We start from the raw sequence: 19,591 nt of genomic DNA, 5'->3' as shown, positions 1-19,591 counted from the left end.
ACAGCAAGAACCCATCCGCAAGTTTTACCAACAAATTCGCTCCGTAAAGGTACGGTCAGTAATCGCTTTAGCCAACGAGCGTGTTTCACGCCGCCGCAGCCACCGTCAACGCTGTTCCATCGGGTGCCAACGCCACGTTGACGGTCTGGCCGTCAAGCACCTCGCCGGCCAGGATCGCCCGGGCCAGTTGGTCCCCGATCGCGGTCTGCACCAAGCGCCGCAGCGGACGGGCACCGTAGAGCGGATCGAATCCGTTGAGCGCGAGCCACTCGCGGGCCGCGGCGTCGACCTGCAGGCGCAATCTCCGCCCGGCCAGGCGATCGGCCAGGGCGGCGATCTGAATGTCGACGATGTGGGCCAACTGCTCAATCGAGAGCGAGGAGAAGACGATGATCTCGTCGAGGCGGTTCAGGAACTCCGGCTTGAAGTGATCACGAACGATTGCCAGGACCGCCTCCTTCCGCAGACTCTGCGGCAGGTCATCCACTAGGGCCTGCGAGCCGAGATTGGACGTGAGGACCAGGATCGTATTGCGGAAGTCGATCGTGCGGCCCTGTCCGTCGGTGAGACGGCCGTCGTCCAGGATCTGCAGGAATACGTCGAAGACGTCCGGGTGCGCCTTCTCCACCTCGTCGAAGAGGACGACGGAGTAGGGACGGCGCCGAACCGCCTCAGAGAGCTGCCCGCCCTCGTCGTAACCGACGTATCCAGGTGGCGCACCGATGAGCCGGGCCACCGAGTGCTTCTCGGCGTACTCGCTCATGTCGATGCGGATCATCGCCCGCTCGTCGTCGAAGAGGAAGTCGGCCAGGGCCTTGGCCAGCTCTGTCTTGCCGACGCCGGTCGGGCCGAGGAAGAGGAACGAGCCGGCCGGACGATCCGGATCGGAGATCCCGGCCCGGGACCGGCGAACCGCATCCGAGACCGCGCGGACGGCCTCCTCCTGACCGACGACGCGGCGACCGAGTTCGGTCTCCATCCGCAGCAGTTTGCTCGACTCCCCCTCCAGCAGCCGGCCGGCCGGAATGCCGGTCCAGCTGGCGACCACCTCGGCGATGTCGTCGGCGCTCACCTGCTCCTTCACCATCACGTCGACCAGGGTGTCGCTCTCGGCGCTGCTCGCGATCTCCAGTTCGCGCTCCAGCGGAGGTATCTCGCCGTACTGCAGTCGCGACGCGACCTCCAGGTCACCATCGCGTTGGGCTCGTTCAGCCTGCCCACGCAGGTCATCGAGACGCTCCTTCAGCTCCCCAACCCGATTCAGCCCGGCCTTCTCCCGCTCCCAGCGGGCATTCAGGGCATCCAGCTTCTCGCTGAGATCGGCCCGCTCGGCGCGCAGGTTCTCCAGCCGCTCAACCGACGCCGGATCGGTCTCATGGGTGAGCGCCAACTCCTCCATCTGCAGACGATCCACCGCGCGCTGCAGTTCGTCGATCTCGACTGGGCGCGAGTCGATCTCCATGCGCAGCCGGGACCCGGCCTCGTCGACAAGGTCGATCGCCTTGTCCGGGAGGAATCGCGACGTGATGTAGCGATCAGAGAGGGTGGCCGCGGCGACCAGCGCGGAGTCGCTGATGTCGATGCGGTGGTGGGCCTCGTAACGTCCCTTCAATCCGCGCAGGATCGCGATGGTGTCCTCTACCGAAGGCTCACCGACCAGCACCTGCTGAAACCGTCGCTCCAGCGCCGGATCCTTCTCGATGTACTCGCGGTACTCGTCCAGCGTGGTAGCTCCGACGAGATGCAACTCGCCGCGAGCCAGCATCGGCTTGAGCATGTTCCCGGCGTCCATCGCCCCGTCGCCGCCGGCACCGGCTCCGACCACTGTGTGCAGCTCGTCGATGAAGGTGATGATCTGGCCACCGGCGTCCTTGATCTCATTCAGTACGGCCTTCAGGCGCTCCTCGAACTCGCCCCGGTACTTGGCGCCGGCAACCATCGATGCCAGGTCGAGTGACATCAGCCGCCGTCCACGCAGCGACTCCGGCACGTCGCCGGCCACAATTCGCTGAGCCAATCCCTCGACCACGGCCGTCTTTCCGACGCCGGGTTCGCCGATCAGGACCGGATTGTTCTTCGTGCGCCGCGAGAGGACCTGAATCAATCGGCGGATCTCGACGTCTCGCCCGATGACCGGGTCGATCGCTCCCTCTCGGGCCTGTTCGGTGAGGTCGATGCTGTACTTGGCCAGCGCCTGAAAGGTCCCCTCCGGGTCGGCACTGGTGACTCGAGCCGACCCACGCACCGCCGTGAGCGCGTCGGCGAGGCCGGTCGCGGTGACTCCATTGCGGGCGAGCAGTTGGCTGAGCACGCCACCCACGGTGGCTAAGGCGATGAGCAGATGTTCAGTGGAGACGAACTCGTCGTCGCGGTCGACGGCGGCCCGCTCGGCCGCATTGAGCACCGCCAGCAGCGCCCGCGAGGCCTGCGGTGCACCCACTGCGGGGCCTGAGGCAGCTGGCAGCGTCTCGACAATCGACAGCACCTCACCATTGAGACGCGTCGGGTCGGCTCCAACGGCTGTGATGAGCGGTCGGGTCAGTCCCTCGCCGTCCTCGATGAGGGCGAGCGCGAGATGCGCCGGCTCGACCGCCGGGTTGCCGCGCTCAGCCGCTGACTTCACGGCAGACGAGACGGCCTGCTGGCTTCTGGTGGTGAGATCCATTCTGAGGTGTCTCCTGAATGACGATTTCGGGGGTGCAGCGCGGGAGCGCCACGGTAAATGAAACCTACTCCAAGTTGAGCCTATTCCACTCAAGTTTGAATTTGAAGGACGTGTGTGTCCGGGAAAACGCAACACGGCCGACACCCAGTCAATCGGGTGCCGGCCGTGTTGGCCTAGCGGTTCGTGCGTTTCGTGCAGCTCTTAGTGCAACCGCACTGATCTAGCCGGCGGTACTCAGCTGTCCTTGGTGACCAAGTTCAGCGTGAGGGTGTTGGCGTTGCCCGGGAAGATCGCGTTGAGCAGATCGGTCAGCGCGCCGCAGTTGGCGAGCTTGCCGATGGCGAACTTGCTGCTGAGGGTGCCACCGGTGAACGGGCTGAACTCGCCCTTTCCGTTGGAGGCCAGGTGAATGCTGACCGGCGACGCGGTCGTGCAGTTACCTGAGGTCAGCGGCAGCACACCGAGGGCCTTGACCGACTTGACGCCGAGGTTGGCCTTCAGATCCGCCGTCACATCCGTCGCACCCGCAGCCAGCTGCCCCGTGAGCAGACCCACCTGCGTGAACGACGACACGATCGTCGTCGGGATGAACCCGAACAGCGACGCATTCACCGTGATGTCCGGAATCGAGGACGTACCGGTGAACGAACCACCCTTGAGGTTGACATCCGTCGAGATCGTCCCCGGACCAACCTTGCCCGTCCCATTCACCGTCGGCAGACCGATCGTGCCCGTGGCACTGAAATCGATGTGCGTCAGGTTCGGAGCCGGAGTGGCGGTCGGAGCCGGGGTCGGAGCCGTGGTCGGCTTCGGAGTCGGGACAGCGGTCGGAACCGGAGTCGGGACCGGAGTCGGAGCCGTGGTCGGCTTCGGAGTCGGGACAGCGGTCGGAACCGGAGTCGGGACCGGAGTCGGAGCCGTGGTCGGCTTCGGAGTCGGGACAGCGGTCGGAACCGGAGTCGGAACGGCGGTCGGGACCGGAGTCGGAACGGCGGTCGGGACCGGAGTCGGGACAGCGGTCGGGACCGGAGTCGGGACAGCGGTCGGAACCGGAGTCGGGACAGCGGTCGGAACCGGAGTCGGGACAGCGGTCGGAACCGGAGTCGGGACAGCGGTCGGAACCGGAGTCGGAACGGCGGTCGGAACCGGAGTCGGAACAGCGGTCGGAACCGGAGTCGGAACGGCGGTCGGAACCGGAGTCGGCACCGGGGTCGGCGTGTCAGCCGGGCTCACGGGAATCGAGGCCAGCACCAGGTTGTCACCGGCGTCGAACTTGCAAGGGATGTTCTGCTTGGCAACCGGCAGAACGCTGGTGCCCGCTGCGTTCTTCGGGTTGAAGACCGCAGCGACCGTCGTCGCGGTAAGCACCGCGGTCCCGGCCGTGGTCAGAGTCGCCGAAGGCGACGGACCGGTGGCGACGATGTCGAACTCCGGACCATCGCCGTTCGCGTCCTGCGTCTGCGGAACCTGAGTGACCGGAACGGTCGCAGTTATCCCCAGGTCAGACGGTGATGCGTTGGAGAGGGTCGCACCAGCGGTGATGGAGCCCTCGAGAGTGGTCGCGCCCAGGATCTGCAGCGCGTCAGTCGTGGCTACGTTCAGCGTGATGGTGATCGCGAAGTTCTGCAGCTGCACGGTGTCGCCGACCTTGGCGCCGTCCGGCACCGTGGCGGTGATCTTGGCTGCGTAGTCCTCAGCACCTGCGACCGGAATGGTGCAGGTGGTCGGGACGACGGCGTTAATGGCAAGTGCCGAGGCGGCCGAACCGCCACCGACCAGTGCGATCGTCACGCCGGACACCAGACCGAGTGCGGTTACCCCCGCTACAGACTTGATCAATCTTCGCCGCATAAGCGGTTGTTGCATGTTTAGCTCCTTTATTCCACCAGCAGGCGGGCGCTGCTCCACCCAAACCCAGACCGCCCCGTGCGGTCCCCCTCGAAAGCTACTGCCGGGTAAGGCAGATCACAAGGTTCCGAAGACGATTACGACGGGTAATTGAGCGATTCATCACCCCGAGCGATCACGCCCTCTCAGACGGTCACATTTGGCGGTGGATCCGGGCGAAAAACGTACCCATCGGTACGTAAACACTCGGCGCCCGCGGGTTCTCCGCGGGCGCCGAGGCCTAACTGGTGGGTTTTGCCGCTAATCGCACTAGCTGTCCTTGGTGACCAGGTTCAGCGAGAGGCTGTTGTTCGGTCCCGGGAAGATCACGTTCAGGATCCCGGTGAGAAGGCCACAGTCGGTCAGGCTTCCGATCGCGAAGGTGGAGGTGACGGTGCCCCCTTCGAACGGACTGAACTCACCCTTGCCATTGGAGGCCAGGTGAATGCTCACCGGCGAGGCGGTGTGGCAGCTACCTGAAGTCAGCGGCAGGATGCCCAGAGCCTTCACGGACTTGACTCCGATGTTCGCCTTGAGATCCGCCACCAGATCGGTTGCTCCCTTGGCGAGCTGGCCGCTCAGCGGGCCGATCTCGGTGAACGAGGCGACCGTGGTCAGCGGGATGAACCCGAAGAGGCTGCCGTTGACCGTGATGTCGGGCAGCGTCGTGGTGCCGGTGAACGTCCCGTTCTTGAGGTTGACGTCGGTCGAGACCAGACCCGGTCCAACCTTGCCCTTGCCGTTGATCGTCGGCAGGGTGATCGTCCCGTTGGCGTCGAAGTCGAGGTGCGTCAGGCTCGGAGCGGGCGTGACGACCGGAGTCGGCGCGGGGGTAACCACGGGTGTCGGAACCGGAGTCGCCACCGGGGTGGGGACGGGTGTCGCGACCGGGGTGGGAACCGGGGTTGCCACCGGGGTGGGAACCGGGGTCGGCTTCGGCGTCGCCACCGGAGTCGGGACAGGCGTTGCGACCGGAGTCGGAACCGGGGTCGGAACCGGAGTTGCCACCGGAGTCGGAACCGGGGTCGGAACCGGAGTTGCCACCGGAGTCGGGGCCGGAGTCGGGGCCGGGGTGTCGGCCGGCAGGATCGTGACCGATCCGAGGGTCAGGTCCTGACCCGCGACGAAGGTGCACGGAATGTTCCGCTTGGCGACCGGGAGCACGCTGGTGCCGGCGGCGTTCTTCGGGTCGAAGACTGCGCTGACGGTGGTCGCCGTCAGGGTGGCGACGCCCGGCGATGTCACCGTCGCGGTCGGCGAGACGGCCGAGGCGCTGATCGTGAAGGGCGGCCCGTCACCGTTTGCGTCCACTTCCTGCGGCACGGCAGTCGGAGCAACCTCGGCGGTGATCGACTGGTCGGGCTTGTCGACGTTGGTCACGTGCGCCGACGCGGTGATCGTTCCCTGCAGGGTGGTCGCACCGAGGATCTGCAAGGCGTCAGTGGTGGCGGTGTTCAGCAGGATGCTGATCTTCGGGTCTCCGAGGCCAAGGGTGTCCCCGACGTGGATCTGATCAGGAAGGGTCGCGCTCAGGGTGGCCTGGTACACCTCGGCCCCGGCCACCGGGATGGTGCAGTTTGCGGCCAGCTGCACGTTGAATGACTGCGCGGAGGCGGCTGTGCCCCCGACGAGCGTGGTCGCCAATCCGGCGACAAGCCCTACGGCTGCGACGCCTGACACCGACTGGATCAGTCGTCTTCTCTTTTTAGTTTCCATCTTGGCTGGACTCCCCTATGACGCAATGAGCCGGCCAAGGTGGCTGCTCACCGGGCCGCCCGTTGCGGCACGGGCCGAAAGTTACTCCGTAGTAATGCTCGTCACAAGACATTTCGCGGTAAATCGTAAAACTTCACCGAGACTGTACAACTCGCACAGGTCGCACAACTCGGCTATGCAGTGACAAGACGCCCACTTCAGTACCAGGTACTAGTTTTCGCGCGGGGGATTTCGGGTCGGGATATAGCAAAGCGGCCGGCATCCGGATTCCTCCGAGATGCCGGCCGCTAGGCGCTAGCTGTACTTGTTACCCGATTAGCTGTCCTTGGTGACCAGGGTCAGCGAGATGGTGTTGTTGCTGCCCGGGAAGATCGCGTTGAGGATCGCGGTGAGGGCACCGCAGTCGGTGAGGTTGCCGATCGCGAACTTCGCGGAGACGTTGCCTCCGGTGAAGGGGCTGAACTGGCCCTTGCCGTTGGAGGCGAGGTGGATGCTCACCGGCGATGCCGTGCGGCAGCCCGAAGAGGTGAGCGGGAGGATCCCCAGAGCCTTGACCGAAACGACGCCGATGTTGGCCTGGAGGTCGGCGGTCAGGTCGGTTGCTCCCTTGGCCAGCTGGCCGGAGAGCGGACCGACCTGGTTGAAGGACGCGACCATGCTGAGCGGGATGAATCCGAAGAGGCTCCCACTGACATTCATGTTCGGCAGCGTCGTGGTGCCGGTGAAGGTGCCGCCCTTCAGGTTCACATCAGTCGAGACGAGCCCGGGGCCGACCTTGGCCGAACCATTGACGGTCGGAAGGCTGATCGTCCCGTTCGCCGCGAAGTTGATGTGCGTCACGGTGCTGGCCGGGGTCGGCGCCGGGGTCGGGGCCGGAGTAGCAGCCGGCGTCGGAACGGCGGTCGGAACCGGCGTCGGCACAGCCGTCGGCTTCGGCGTCGGTACTGCCGTCGGGACCGGCGTCGGAACAGCGGTCGGCTTCGGCGTCGGAACAGCGGTCGGAACCGGGGTCGGGACGGCGGTCGGGACCGGAGTCGGCACGGCGGTCGGGACCGGGGTCGGGACCGGGGTCGGGACGGCGGTCGGGACCGGGGTCGGGACGGCGGTCGGGACCGGGGTCGGGACGGCGGTCGGGACCGGCGTCGGAACCGGCGTCGGCTTCGGCGTCGGAACCGGCGTCGGCACGGCCGTCGGAACCGGAGTCGGCACAGCCGTCGGAACCGGAGTCGGCACAGCCGTCGGCTTCGGCGTCGGAACAGCGGTCGGAACCGGAGTCGGGACCGGGGTGGCCGCTGCACTCACTGGGATCGATCCGAGCACCAGGTTGTCCCCGGCGTCGAAGGAGCACGGGATGGTCTGCTTGGCCGCTGGGAGCACGCTCGTCCCGGCTGCGTTCTTCGGGTTGAAGACCGCGTTCACCGTGGTCGCCGTCAGCTTCGCCGTGCCGACCGACGTCATGGTGGCGGTCGGCGAGACACCGGTGGCGGTGATGGTGAACGCCGGCCCGTCACCGTTCTTGTCCACCGTCTGTGGGACAGCGGTGACCGGGACGGCGGCGGTGATGGAGAGCGCCGAGGGCGATGCATTGGTGAGCGACGCACCCGCGGTGATCGAACCCTCGAGGGTCGTGGCCCCGAGAATCTGCAGCGCGTCGGTGGTCGCGACGTTCAGCAGGATGCTGATCGAGAAGTTCTGCAGCTGCACCTTGTCACCGACCTTGGCGCTGTCCGGGACGGTCGCCTTGACGACGGCTGAGTACTCCTCGGCGCCGGCAACCGGAATCGTGCAAGTCGTGTTGAGCGTGGCGCTGATCGTCGTGGCCGACGCCGAGCCGCCACCCATGAGAGCCGTCGCCAAGCCGCCTACCAGTCCGACGGCGGCAACGCCGGACACTGACTTGATCAACCTTCGCCGAAGTAGCGGTCGTTCCATGGGGGATCTCCTCCGAGTGTTAGAGCTGACCGGACGCTGGGGGTCGTCGATCGCTCTGCCGCTCCATGCGGCCTACACAGAATTTACTGCCGGGTGAAGGACCCCACAAATTGAAATGCAGTATTTCTTTTTTCCACGAATAGCGCCCACAACCAGTAAACCGTTGCCTGCACAAGGTTATTTTTATCGGTACGTCTCGTCACAGTCCTCGACCTCGCCGCACCGGCTCGATCCACTGGCCGCCGCCTGCCCTCCCAACGGCCGCAACGCAGCGTGGCCGGCGCCGAGGACCTGAGTCCCGACGCCGGCCACGTTGGCTAGCGAACTATTGGTCTTGCTATGTATTAACTGTCCTGGGCGACCAGGTTCAGCGACAGGGTGTTGGCGTTGCCCGGGAAGATCCCGTTCAGGAGGCCGGTCAGGGCACCGCAGTCGGCGAGGTTGCCGATGGCGAAGGTGCTGCTCACGGTTCCACCGGTGAAGGGGCTGAACTGGCCCTTGCCGTTGGAGGCGAGGTGAATGCTCACCGGCGCCGCGGTGTGGCAGCTGCTGACGGTCAGCGGCAGGATGCCGGCGGCCTTGACGGAGAGGACTCCGATGTTGGCCTTGAGGTCCGCGGTGAGGTCAGTCGCACCGGCGGCGAGCTTGCCGGTGAGGGTACCGACCTGGTTGAACGAGGCCACCATGGTCAGCGGGACGAAGCCGAAGACGGTTCCGCTGATGTTCATGTTCGGCAGGGTCGTGGTGCCGGTGAAGGTTCCACCCTTGAGGTTGACGTCAGTCGAGACGAGACCCGGACCGACCTTGCCCGAGCCCTTGACCGTCGGCAGGCCGATCGTGCCGTTCGCGGCGAAGTTGATGTGCGTGATCGTCGAGACCGGGGCGGGAGTCGGAACGGCCGTCGGAACCGGAGTGGCAACCGGCTTCGGCGTGGCCGTCGGAACCGGAGTAGCAACCGGCTTCGGCGTGGCCGTCGGAACCGGAGTAGCAACCGGCTTCGGCGTCGCGGTCGGAACCGGAGTAGCAACCGGCTTCGGCGTGGCCGTCGGAACCGGAGTCGGAACCGGCGTGGCAGCGGTACCGGCGGTGACCGGAATCGAGCCGAGGAGCAGGTTGTCCCCGGCGTCGAAGGAGCACGGGATGGTCTGCTTGGCTGCCGGCAGGACGCTCGTGCCGGCCGCGTTCTTCGGGTTGAAGACGGCGTTCACGGTGGTGGCAGACAGCTTGGCCGTGCCGGCCGACGTCATGGTGGCGGTCGGCGAGACACCGGTGGCGGTGATGGTGAAGGCCGGCCCGTCGCCATTGGCGTCCGTCGTCTGCGGGACGGCGGTGACCGGGACGGCGGCGGTGATGGAGAGCGTCGAGGGCGAGGCGTTGGTGAGCGAGGCACCGGCGGTGATCGAGCCCTCGAGCGTCTTCGCACCGAGGATCTGCAGCGCGTCGGTGGTCGCGACGTTCAGCAGGATGCTGATCGAGAAGTTCTGCAGCTGCACGGTGTCACCGACCTTGGCACTGTCCGGGACGGTCGCCTTGACGACGGCTGAGTACTTCTCGGCGCCGGCGACCGGAATCGTGCAGGTGGTGTTCAGAGTGGCGCTGATCGATGACGCCATCGCCGAGCCACCGCCGAGCAGCGCTGTTGCCAGGCCGCCCACGACAGCCACGGCGGCAACACCGGATACCGACTTGATCAACCTTCGCCGCAGTAGCGGACGTTCCATGGTTCTCTCCTTTGAATGCCGAGCAGTCGGGATGCTGGGGCTGACCCGCTGCTCTGCCGCTCCATGCGGCCTAGGGAGAAGCTACGGCCGTGTGCCCACCCTCACAAATTGAAATGAAGTATTTCTTAATTCTTTTTCCAGCAGCGAACAACCAGTAAACCTTTGCCTGCACAAGGTTATTTTTGTCGGTACGCAGCGTCACGCGAGGAAGGTCACACGAGGAAGGTCACACGAGCAGGCCCCACAACGCAACGTGGCCGACACCGAGGACCTGGTCCTGGTGCCGGCCACGTTGGCCTAGCTGTGTTACGAACTACTTGTTACTGCCTTGCTGGTGTCTTGCGGGGACCCACTCAGTCCTGGGTGACCAGGTTCAGCGTGAGGGTGTTGGCGTTACCCGGGAAGATCCCGTTCAGGATGTCGGTGAGCAGACCACAGTTGGCCAGCTTGCCGATCGCGAAGGTGCTGCTCACGGTGCCACCGGTGAAGGGGCTGAACTGGCCCTTGCCGTTGGACGCGAGGTGGATGCTCACCGGCGACGCGGTGGTGCAGTTGCCCGAGGTCAGCGGCAGGATGCCGAGGGCCTTGACGGACTTGACGCCGAGGTTCGCCTTCAGGTCGGCCGTCAGGTCAGTCGCACCAGGTGCGAGCTGGCCGGTCAGCGGGCCGAGCTGGGTGAAGGACGAGACGATCGTCAGCGGGATGAAGCCGGCGAGGCTGCCGTTGATGGTGATGTCAGGCAGGGTCGTGGTACCGGTGAAGGTGCCACCCTTGAGGTTGACGTCCGTCGAGACGAGACCCGGTCCAACCTTGCCGGAACCGCTGATCGTCGGAAGACCGATCGTGCCGTTCGCGGTGAAGTTGATGTGGGTCAGCGTGCCGCCACCCGGCGTCGGAGCCGGAGTCGGAGCCGGAGTGACGACCGGGGTCGGCTTCGGCGTGACGACCGGAGTCGGAACCGGCGTCGGAGCCGGGGTGACGACCGGAGTCGGCTTCGGTGTGACGACCGGAGTCGGAACCGGGGTGGCGACCGGCGTCGGAGCCGGGGTGACGACCGGAGTCGGCTTCGGCGTCACCGGGACCGGGGTCGGCGTGGCGGCAGCCGCGACCGGGATCGAGCCGAGGACGAGGCTCTGTCCGCTGTCGAAGGTGCAAGGGATGTTCTGCTTGGCAACCGGCAGGACGCTCGTACCAGCGGCGTTCTTCGGGTTGAAGACCGCGGCGACCGTGGTGGCCGTCAGGGTGGCGGTGCCGGCGGACGTCAGCGTGGCTGTCGGCGACGGGCCGGTGGCCGTGATGGTGAAGGCCGGGCCGTCACCGTTCGCGTCCTGGTCCTGCGGAACGGCCGTGACCGGAACGGTGGCCGTGATGGAGAGGTTCGACGGGGACGCGTTGGTCAGCGTGGCGCCGGCGGTGATCGAGCCCTCGAGGGTGGTAGCACCCAGGATCTGGAGGGCGTCGGTGGTGGCGACGTTCAGCAGGATGCTGATCTTGAAGTTCTGCAGCGTTACCGAGTCACCAACCTTGGCGGTGTCAGGGATCGTGGCGCTGATGTTGGCTGCATACTCCTCGGCCCCAGCGACCGGAATCGTGCAGGTGGTGTTGATGGTGGCGTTGATGGTGGCGGCCGAAGCGGCCGATCCACCGCCCATGAGTGCGGCCGTGACGCCTGCGGCAAGCCCGACGACAGTCACCCCCGCAACTGACTTAATGGCTCTTCGACGCATAAGCGTGCGCTCCATTTACTACTCCTTCGGTGATACTAAGCACCAAATCGGACAAACCGTCTCGATGCTTCACCGCCCCGTGCGGCTACTGACCGAAGCTACTGCCGAGTAAGCCAGCTCACAAGTGGTCAGGCCTCTTTTCCTCCACTAATTTTTACCCGACGTCACACGACGTTAACAATGGCGGACTAAAAGTCATCGCCGGGTAGGTTTCCAGACCATCAGGGCCGTAGATGGAGCGCGTCGGGCATCTAGTTCCGCGTAAATCCGGCGCAGATCGTCGGCCAGTTCGGTCACCCGCCGCTGCAGCGCCTCGACGTGCGATTCGAGCTCAATGATCCGTTTTATCCCGGCTAAATTGACGCCCTCGTCCTGTGAGAGGCGCTGCACCTCACGCAGCAGCGCCACATCGCGCGCCGAGTAGCGACGACCGCCACCACCGGTGCGACCCGGCGTCACCAGACCGAGTCGGTCGTACTGGCGCAGCGTCTGGGCGTGCATTCCGGCCAACTCAGCAGCAACCGAAATTACGAAGACCGGCGCATCCTCCGGAACCGGCATAGAGTGCGACATTTCTAACTCTCCGCCCCGGTGAATCCATCGGCTGAATTGGCTGAAGAATTGGCACCGGAATTCGCGGCGGAATTCGCGGCGGCCGGAGTTGCCCGCGCAGCGAGCACCGCGCTGATCTGCGGCCGGGGATCCTCGGTGGCCAGCTCGGCGTAGGCGGTCAGGGCGGCCCGCTCGGCATCGGTCAGCGAGGTCGGCACGGCAACCTCGACCGTCACCAGCAGATCACCCGAGCCGGACTTGGTGCTCACCCCACGGCCGCGCACCCGCAGCGTCCGTCCGGAGGCGGTACCGGGCGCCAACTTCAGCGCCACCGTCGAATCCAGCGTCGGGACCCGAAGGGTGGCTCCGAGCGTGGCCTCCGCGAAGGAGACCGGCACGGTGAGAGTGAGGTCGTCCCCCTTGCGACCAAAGATCGGGTGCGGCCCGACGTTGACCGTGACGAAGAGGTCACCCGCCGGCCCGCCCCGCGAGCCCGGCATCCCCTTCCCGGCCACCCGCAGCTTGGAGCCGTCCCGGATGCCGGCCGGCACCCGCACCGTGATGGTGCGCGTCTGGTTGGTGGCTCCGGTGCCGCGGCAGTCCGGGCAGGGCGAGTCGATGACCCGTCCGGTTCCCTGGCAGTCGCGGCAGGGCTCGCTGAAACCGAAGGCACCCTGGTTGCGACTCACATACCCCGAGCCGCCACACTGCGGGCACTGGCTGGGTGCGGTTCCAGGCTTGGCGCCACTTCCGTGGCAGGTCTGGCAGGCGCCGGGCCCGCTCAACTGAAGCGGCAGCGTGGCTCCCCTGACCGCCTCCTCGAAACCGAGTGAGAGCTGCGCATTGACGTCCTGGCCACGGGCCGGGGTCGCCGGGCGCTGACGCCCGGCACCCCCACCCGTCGCGCCGGCTCCCCCGAAGAGGCCACCGAAGAGATCACCGAGATTCCCGGCACCACCACCGTTGTTCCCGAAGAGATCGGAGACATCGAAGGAGCCGCCGCCGGGACCGGCCGACCCGCCCGCACCGGGGAACCCACCGCGGTAGGCGCCGCCGGCGAAGAGCTCACGCTGCTCGTCGTACTCGCGCCGCTTGGCATCGTCGGAGAGGACGTCATAGGCCTCTGAGACCTCTTTGAAACGCGCCTCGGCCTTGGCGTTGTCCGGGTTCTTATCCGGATGCAGCTCACGCGCGAGCTTGCGATACGCCTTCTTGATGTCGGCCGTCGGCGTCTTCTTGTCGACGCCCAGCGCCTTGTAGTAATCCTTCTCGAGCCAATCCTTGGTACTCACCAGACGTCACCTCCTCGAATGCTCTATCGGGTAATTCACCCTTACTTTTACCGCCTGTTCTAACTTCCGGACTCCTCGACCGGGTCAGGCGCGGCGGACTCATCGGAGTCGGGCTCGAACGGGCCCGCGACGACCGGATCAACCGGATCGCTCACGCCGACCATCGCCGGGCGCAGCAGTCGCTCGCCCTGGCGGTAGCCCCGGCGCATCACCGTCGTGCAGGTCGGCACCTGGACGTCCTCGCTCTCCGAGTGCATGACCGCCTCGTGCAGTTCCGGGCTGAACGGATCGCCCACCTCACCGAATGAGGCAAGCCCGAACTTGGCCAGAATGCCGTCGAGTTGATCGGCCACGGCCTTGAAGGCACCGTCGAGATCACCGTGCTGACGCGCGCGGTCGATGTCGTCCAGTACCGGCAGCAGCGCCGCCACGACCTTGCCGGCCGCCTGCTCGCCGATGATGACCCGGTCGCGGTCGACCCGCTTACGGTAGTTGGCGAATTCGGCCTGCAATCGCTGCAGGTCAGCCGTCCGTTCGGCCAGCTGGCGCTCGGCCTCGACGATCTCGTCGGAGACCAACGCCTCCTCGGCCGCCTGCAGCGGGTCCTCGGTGTGCAGCGGGGTCTCGCCGTTGGGGTCGATGCGCCGCTTGTCACGAATCACCACCGGCTCGTCCTGCTCTGGCCGGGACTCCCCGGCGCGGGCTGAGTCAGCCCGCGCCGAGGACCCAGAGAACGGCTCGGTCACTTCTGCTCACCCTCGGGGCCCTCGTCGACCACCTCGGCGTCGACGACGGAGTCATCCGCCGGCGATCCGGCCGAGGCACCCTCAGCACCGTCGGTCGCGCCACCCTCGGCGTTCGCAGCGGCCGCCTCGTACATCGCTCCACCGGTCTCCTGCGAGACCTTGGCCAGCTTGTCCTGCGCGGCCCGAATGGCGGCGAAATCATTGCCATTCAGCGTCGTCTTGAGCTCTTCGAGAGCGGCCTCGAGCTCGATCTTCTTGTCGGCCGGCAGCTTGTCACCGTTGTCGGCCAGGAACTTCTCCGTGGTGAACTGCAGCGACTCAGCCGAGTTACGCGTCTCCGCGTCCTCGCGACGCTGACGATCCTCCTCGGCGTGAGCCTCGGCGTCGGCCATCATCCGGTCGATCTCGTCCTTGCTCAGACCAGAACCACCGGTGATGGTCATGCCCTGCTCTTTGTTGGTCGCCAGGTCCTTGGCCGAGACGTGCACGATGCCGTTGGCGTCGATGTCGAAGGTGACCTCGATCTGCGGGACGCCCTGCGGCGCCGGCGGCAGACCGGTCAACTCGAACATGCCCAGCTTCTTGTTGTAGGAGGCGATGTCACGCTCACCCTGGAAGACCTGGATCTGGACGCTGCTCTGGTTGGCGTCGGCGGTGGTGAAGATCTCCGAACGCTTCGTCGGAATCGTGGTGTTCCGCTCGATGAGCTTGGTCATGATGCCGCCCTTGGTCTCGATGCCCAGGCTCAGCGGGGTGACATCCAGAAGCAGGACGTCCTTCACCTCACCCTTGAGGACACCGGCCTGCAGCGCGGCACCGACGGCGACGACCTCATCCGGGTTGACACCCTTGTTCGGCTCCTTGCCTCCGGTCAGCTCCTTGACGAGTTCGGCCACGGCCGGCATACGGGTGGAGCCACCGACCAGAACGACGTGATCGATCTGGCTGACGCTGACGCCGGCATCCTTGATGACGCTCTGGAACGGCGCCTTGGTACGGGCCAGCAGGTCGCCGGTGATCTTCTGGAACTCGGCGCGGCTGAGGGATTCATCAAGGAAAAGCGGGTTCTTCTCCGCGTCCTGGGTGATGTAGGGGAGGTTGATGCTGGTCTGCTGCGAGCTGGAGAGTTCGATCTTCGCCTTCTCGGCCGACTCCCGCAGACGCTGCATGGCCATCTTGTCCTTGGTGAGGTCGATGCCGTGCGCGGCCTTGAACTTCTCGACCAGCCAGTCGATGACCCGCTGGTCCCAGTCGTCGCCACCGAGGTGGTTGTCGCCGCTGGTCGCCTTGACCTCGATGACACCGTCACCGATCTCGAGCAGGGATACGTCGAAGGTTCCACCGCCGAGGTCGAAGACCAGGATGGTCTGCTCCTTCTCGCCCTTGTCCAGGCCGTAGGCCAGTGCGGCCGCAGTCGGCTCGTTGACGATCCGCAGCACGTTCAGTCCGGCGATCGTGCCGGCCTCCTTGGTGGCCTGCCGCTCGGCGTCGTTGAAGTATGCCGGAACCGTGATGACGGCGTCGGTGACATCCTCACCCAGGTATGCCTCGGCGTCGCGCTTGAGCTTCTGCAGCACGCGGGCGCTGATCTCCTGCGAGGTGTACTTCTTGCCGTCGATGTCGACCGACCAGTCGGTGCCGATGTGGCGCTTGACCGAACGGATCGTGCGATCGACGTTGGTCACGGCCTGACGCTTGGCTACCTCACCGACGAGCACCTCGCCGTTCTTGGCGAAGGCGACGACGCTCGGCGTGGTGCGCGAGCCCTCCGCGTTCGCGATGACCTCGGGCTCGCCGCCGGTGAGGACCGCGACTGCCGAGTTGGTGGTTCCGAGGTCGATGCCGACCGCTTTTGCCATTGTGAAGCTCCTTCTATATGTGATCGTCTGCTGCTGTCTGTTGGAACGTGTCTCAGGGAGATAACGTCGAGCGCCTTGCTATCGTGCCGCTCAGCGTTGGCCCATGTCAAAAGAACTGAGCGGGGTCCGCTCATGTTCCTCAGCCGCATGTGACGCGTACCACTCTCATGCCGGGTTGGCTCGCCGAAAACCGCCGCCGGCGACGGTGGGAGAATCGAGAACGTGACGAGACCCGGGGTGCGCCGAGCCTCCGGGAGAGTCCTCGCCGCCCTGCTCGCGGTGGTTCTCGTCGGGCTCATCGGACTGCTCACCGGCTGCGGCAGCGATAAGACCGCCGCCGACCCGCTGGTCGTCGCCACCCCGGCCCCCCACCCCGTCATCACCACCCAGCAGATCCCAGGCCTGGGCGCGGTGCTGAGCAGCGGCGGCCGGGCGCTCTACGTCTTCTCCCCGGACCACCACGCGGTCGTCACCTGCACCGGCGCCTGCACCGGCATCTGGCCCCCGCTGCGCAGCGACGGCGCCGCAATCGCGGCCGGCGGCGTGGCCGCGTCCGATCTCGGGGTGGTCGGCTCGGAGGGCTTCAACGTGGTCACCTTCCGTGGCTGGCCGCTCTACCTCTACACCGGTGACGCCGACCGCACGCACGCCCGCGGGCAGGCGCTCTTCCTCAATGGCGGCCCCTGGTACACGATCCGGGCCGACGGTGAGATCGTCACCACCGGTTCGGACCGCTCATGAGTGAGCCGACCATGACGACCCCCGCCGGCGACGCCGGTGTGTCGCGGCGCGGCCTGCTCAGCGCTGGGATCGGCGTGGTGGCGGGCGCCGGGATCGGGGTGGTGGTCGGCGCCGGCGCCGGGGCCGCGATCACCGCCGCCGTCCAGCCGGACCCCGAGCCAATCCCGCCGGTGAGCGCCAACGAGGAGCTGATGTACGACCACGGCCTCCTCAAGCGGATCCTGCTCTGCTACCGGGAGTCCAGCCGTCGGCTCGGGCCCGACGCGCCCGTTGCCGCGGTCGCAGCGGCGCTGCTGGCCACGGCGGTCTCCGACGCCGCTGAACTGATTCGCGATTTCATCGAGGGCTACCACGAAGGCATGGAGGAGGCCTACGTGTTTCCCCGATTGGTCGCCGCCGGGCGGTCCATCGACATCGTCACCACGCTTCAGGCCCAGCACGACCGCGGCCGCCACCTCACCGCGACTATCCTCGATGTCACCGCCGACGGGCTCGGCACGGCCGCCGCCCGCTCGGCTCTGCGGACCGATCTGGACGCGTTCGTCAGGATGTACGAACCACACGAGGCATGGGAGGACACGGTGATCTTTCCGTCTTTCCGCGAGATCACGCCGGACGCGACCTGGCGCCTGCTGGCCGAGCGGTTCGCCTCCGAGCAGGATCGCCTCTTCGGACCGAACACGCTGACTCAGATGGTGGAGCGGGTATCGGCGATCGAGTCCACGCTCGGGATCCACGACCTCGCCGCCTTCACCCCCACCGGGACACCCTGATGGGTGCTCCGACCAAGACCGGCCAGCGGCCCGAGCCGGCAGCGCGCCGCACCGGGCTGCCCGACATCGCCCTCCTGGCCTGGATCCTCGCCGCCGGGATCCTGGTCACGCTCTGCGTCTATGTCCTGCGCCACATGAGCCGCAGCGCCGGCGGCCATGGCGCGCACGACTCGATGAGCGACAGCCTCTTCCGTGGCGGCGCCTCCCCCACCGGGGCAACGCTGCTCGGCACCCGGCTGATCACCAGCTGGCAGCTCAACAGCGTCGCAGTGGGTGTCGTCGCCATCCTGGCCACCGCGTACCTCACTGCATTGCTGCACCACCGACGCAGACACCCTGATATTCGTTGGCCAATCCGCAGCATCGTCGCGTTCTACTGCGGGCTGGCGGTGGTCATCTTCGCCACCTGCGGCAGCATCGCTGTCTACGACGCCGCGCTCTTCTCAGCACACATGCTCGGCCACCTCAGCCTGGTCATGCTGGCCCCGGCGCTGCTCGTCCTCGGCCACCCGCTCAAGCTGGCCAGCCAGGCGGCGGCGGAGCCGACGGCCAGCAGAATCCGCGCGGTCGTCGGCGGATCAGTCGTCTCGCTGCTCACCTCGCCGCCGGTCGCGCTGGCCAGCTACACCGCGGTCATCGTCGGTTCGCACCTCACCGGGGTGATGAACGTGATCATGGAGCACACCTGGGCCGCGCAGGTCGAGCATCTGGTCTACCTGCTGGTCGGCTGCCAGTTCTTCGCCCTGATCCTCGGAGACGAGCCGCTGCGCTGGCAGCTCTCCACCCCGATCCGCTGGGTGCTGCTGGCGGTGTCGATGGCCGTCGACACCTTCACCGGGGTGGTTCTGATGATGAGCACCGAGCCGATCTCGATGCAGGCTCCGACCGGTGTCGGCGCCCTGAGTGACACCAAGACCGGCGGCTCCATCATGTGGTTCGGCGGCGATGCGATCATGGCCGCGATCATGGTGGCGCTGGCCATCAGTTGGCTTGGTCAGAGCGGGCGCTCCGGTCGCGACCGAGCCAGCTGGCTGGAGCAGGCCAGAGCCCAGACGCTGGCCGAGCGCGCCTCCATCGCCTCCTCTCCCGAGCGGGACGCCATCACCACGCAGACGGCCGACATCGACGACAGCGACGCCGATCGCGACGCCTACAACCAGTGGTTGGCCGACATGGCCAAGCGTTCTTAACCGAGTAGCGACTTATCCGCAGAAGCGGTAGATAGCCGAGGCAGCATGCAGGTCCAGATGCGTCACAACCCGTCCTTCACCGTCGCGCGCTGCCTCCTCGCGCCCGGCGAGCCGCTGCGGGTCGAGGGGGGCGCGATGATCGCGCACAGCTCAGGCGTCACCCTCGAGGCGAAGTCTCAGGGCGGCATGGTGGCCGGGCTGAAACGGAGCATGCTGGGCGGCGGCTCGTACTACGTCACGACCTACACCGCGCCCCCGCAGGGTGGTTGGGTGGACGTGGCCGGGGTGCTACCCGGCGACACGATCTCCATCGACGTCACCCCGGATCAGCCGTTCTTCCTGCGCCGCGGCAGTTGGATCGCGAATTCGCACGGTGTGGAGATCGACACCCAGTGGGGCGGCATGCAGAACCTCTTCGGCGGCGAGGGCGGCTTCGGCTACCGTGCCGCCGGTCAGGGCCAGGCGCTGGTGAGCGTCTACGGCGCGGTCGACATCATCGACCTGGAGCCGGGTGAGACCGTCACCATCGACACCGGCCACGTGGTGGCCTATCACCTCTCCATCAACTTCCAGATGCGTCGGGCCTCACAGGGGCGATCGATCCAGTCGTTGAAATCCGGCGAGGGATGGGTCTTCGACTTCACCGGCCCGGGACGGGTGCTGCTGCAGTCCCGTAACCCCGATGCCTTCGCGGCCTGGGTCTCGGCGGTGGTGCCGAGCGAGTCACCGCGCGAAGGTATCGGCGGCCTCGGCGGTCTCGGCGGCCTGCTCGGTCGGTAGCCGGACGCTC

14 protein-coding genes are annotated in these 19,591 nt (G+C 66.5%); 4 read left to right on the top strand and 10 right to left on the bottom strand.

Features of this window, described 5'->3' with window-relative positions; genetic code table 11:
• Positions 1-85: 85 nt before the first annotated feature.
• From clpB to dnaK, 10 genes are all read right to left on the bottom strand, one after another.
• Positions 86-2,665 carry an ATP-dependent chaperone ClpB gene (clpB, locus tag CPH63_RS05325; RefSeq protein WP_096301891.1) on the bottom strand — a complete coding sequence of 860 codons (2,580 nt, stop codon included), beginning with the start codon at positions 2,663-2,665 and terminating at the stop codon, positions 86-88.
• A 234-nt stretch (positions 2,666-2,899) separates the two neighbouring features.
• Positions 2,900-4,531: a DUF6801 domain-containing protein gene (locus CPH63_RS22720; protein WP_197704586.1), complete on the bottom strand. Its 1,632-nt coding sequence runs from the start codon at positions 4,529-4,531 to the stop codon at positions 2,900-2,902.
• Positions 4,532-4,822: 291 nt separating this feature from the next.
• Entirely contained in the window at positions 4,823-6,232 is a 1,410-nt protein-coding gene (locus CPH63_RS22085) for a DUF6801 domain-containing protein (RefSeq protein ID WP_157749300.1), read from the bottom strand.
• Between the two features lie 351 nt (positions 6,233-6,583).
• Positions 6,584-8,161 (bottom strand): DUF6801 domain-containing protein, encoded by a 1,578-nt coding sequence (locus CPH63_RS22715; protein WP_197704585.1) that lies wholly within the window; start codon positions 8,159-8,161, stop codon positions 6,584-6,586.
• 383 nt (positions 8,162-8,544) lie between these two features.
• Entirely contained in the window at positions 8,545-9,921 is a 1,377-nt protein-coding gene (locus tag CPH63_RS05295) for a DUF6801 domain-containing protein (RefSeq protein WP_157749299.1), read from the bottom strand.
• A gap of 353 nt (positions 9,922-10,274) precedes the next feature.
• Positions 10,275-11,615, bottom strand: a complete 1,341-nt coding sequence (locus tag CPH63_RS22080; RefSeq protein ID WP_157749298.1) for a DUF6801 domain-containing protein — start codon at positions 11,613-11,615, stop codon at positions 10,275-10,277.
• 228 nt (positions 11,616-11,843) lie between these two features.
• Positions 11,844-12,221, bottom strand: coding sequence for a heat shock protein transcriptional repressor HspR (locus CPH63_RS05285; protein WP_096301887.1), 378 nt, complete (start codon positions 12,219-12,221; stop codon positions 11,844-11,846).
• A gap of 2 nt (positions 12,222-12,223) precedes the next feature.
• Positions 12,224-13,492, bottom strand: coding sequence for a molecular chaperone DnaJ (gene dnaJ / locus CPH63_RS05280; protein WP_096301886.1), 1,269 nt, complete (start codon positions 13,490-13,492; stop codon positions 12,224-12,226).
• A 59-nt stretch (positions 13,493-13,551) separates the two neighbouring features.
• Positions 13,552-14,238: a nucleotide exchange factor GrpE gene (grpE, locus tag CPH63_RS05275; RefSeq protein ID WP_096301885.1), complete on the bottom strand. Its 687-nt coding sequence runs from the start codon at positions 14,236-14,238 to the stop codon at positions 13,552-13,554.
• Positions 14,235-16,097, bottom strand: a complete 1,863-nt coding sequence (dnaK, locus tag CPH63_RS05270) for a molecular chaperone DnaK (protein WP_096301884.1) — start codon at positions 16,095-16,097, stop codon at positions 14,235-14,237. The genes grpE and dnaK overlap by 4 nt, the downstream gene beginning before the upstream one ends.
• A gap of 222 nt (positions 16,098-16,319) precedes the next feature.
• Between dnaK and CPH63_RS05265 the strand changes: the two genes are divergently transcribed.
• Genes CPH63_RS05265 through CPH63_RS05250 form a run of 4 tightly spaced genes read left to right on the top strand, consistent with a single transcriptional unit; the run spans position 16,320 to position 19,581 of the window.
• Entirely contained in the window at positions 16,320-16,838 is a 519-nt protein-coding gene (locus tag CPH63_RS05265) for a hypothetical protein (RefSeq protein ID WP_157749297.1), read from the top strand.
• Positions 16,839-16,849: 11 nt separating this feature from the next.
• The gene (locus CPH63_RS05260) at positions 16,850-17,611 is read left to right on the top strand and encodes a hemerythrin domain-containing protein (protein ID WP_157749296.1); all 762 of its coding nucleotides are present in this window, start codon (positions 16,850-16,852) and stop codon (positions 17,609-17,611) included.
• Positions 17,611-18,801 carry a cytochrome c oxidase assembly protein gene (locus CPH63_RS05255; protein ID WP_157749295.1) on the top strand — a complete coding sequence of 397 codons (1,191 nt, stop codon included), beginning with the start codon at positions 17,611-17,613 and terminating at the stop codon, positions 18,799-18,801. The genes CPH63_RS05260 and CPH63_RS05255 overlap by 1 nt, the downstream gene beginning before the upstream one ends.
• Before the next feature lie 45 nt (positions 18,802-18,846).
• On the top strand, positions 18,847-19,581 hold the full coding sequence (locus tag CPH63_RS05250; RefSeq protein ID WP_096301880.1) for a TIGR00266 family protein: 735 nt from the start codon (positions 18,847-18,849) through the stop codon (positions 19,579-19,581).
• Positions 19,582-19,591: the final 10 nt, after the last annotated feature.

The sequence above is a fragment of the Jatrophihabitans sp. GAS493 genome, from assembly GCF_900230215.1.
Lineage (GTDB): Bacteria > Actinomycetota > Actinomycetes > Mycobacteriales > Jatrophihabitantaceae > MT45.
Note: the sequence above shows the minus strand (reverse complement) of the source record. Positions and strands in the feature narration are given on the sequence as shown.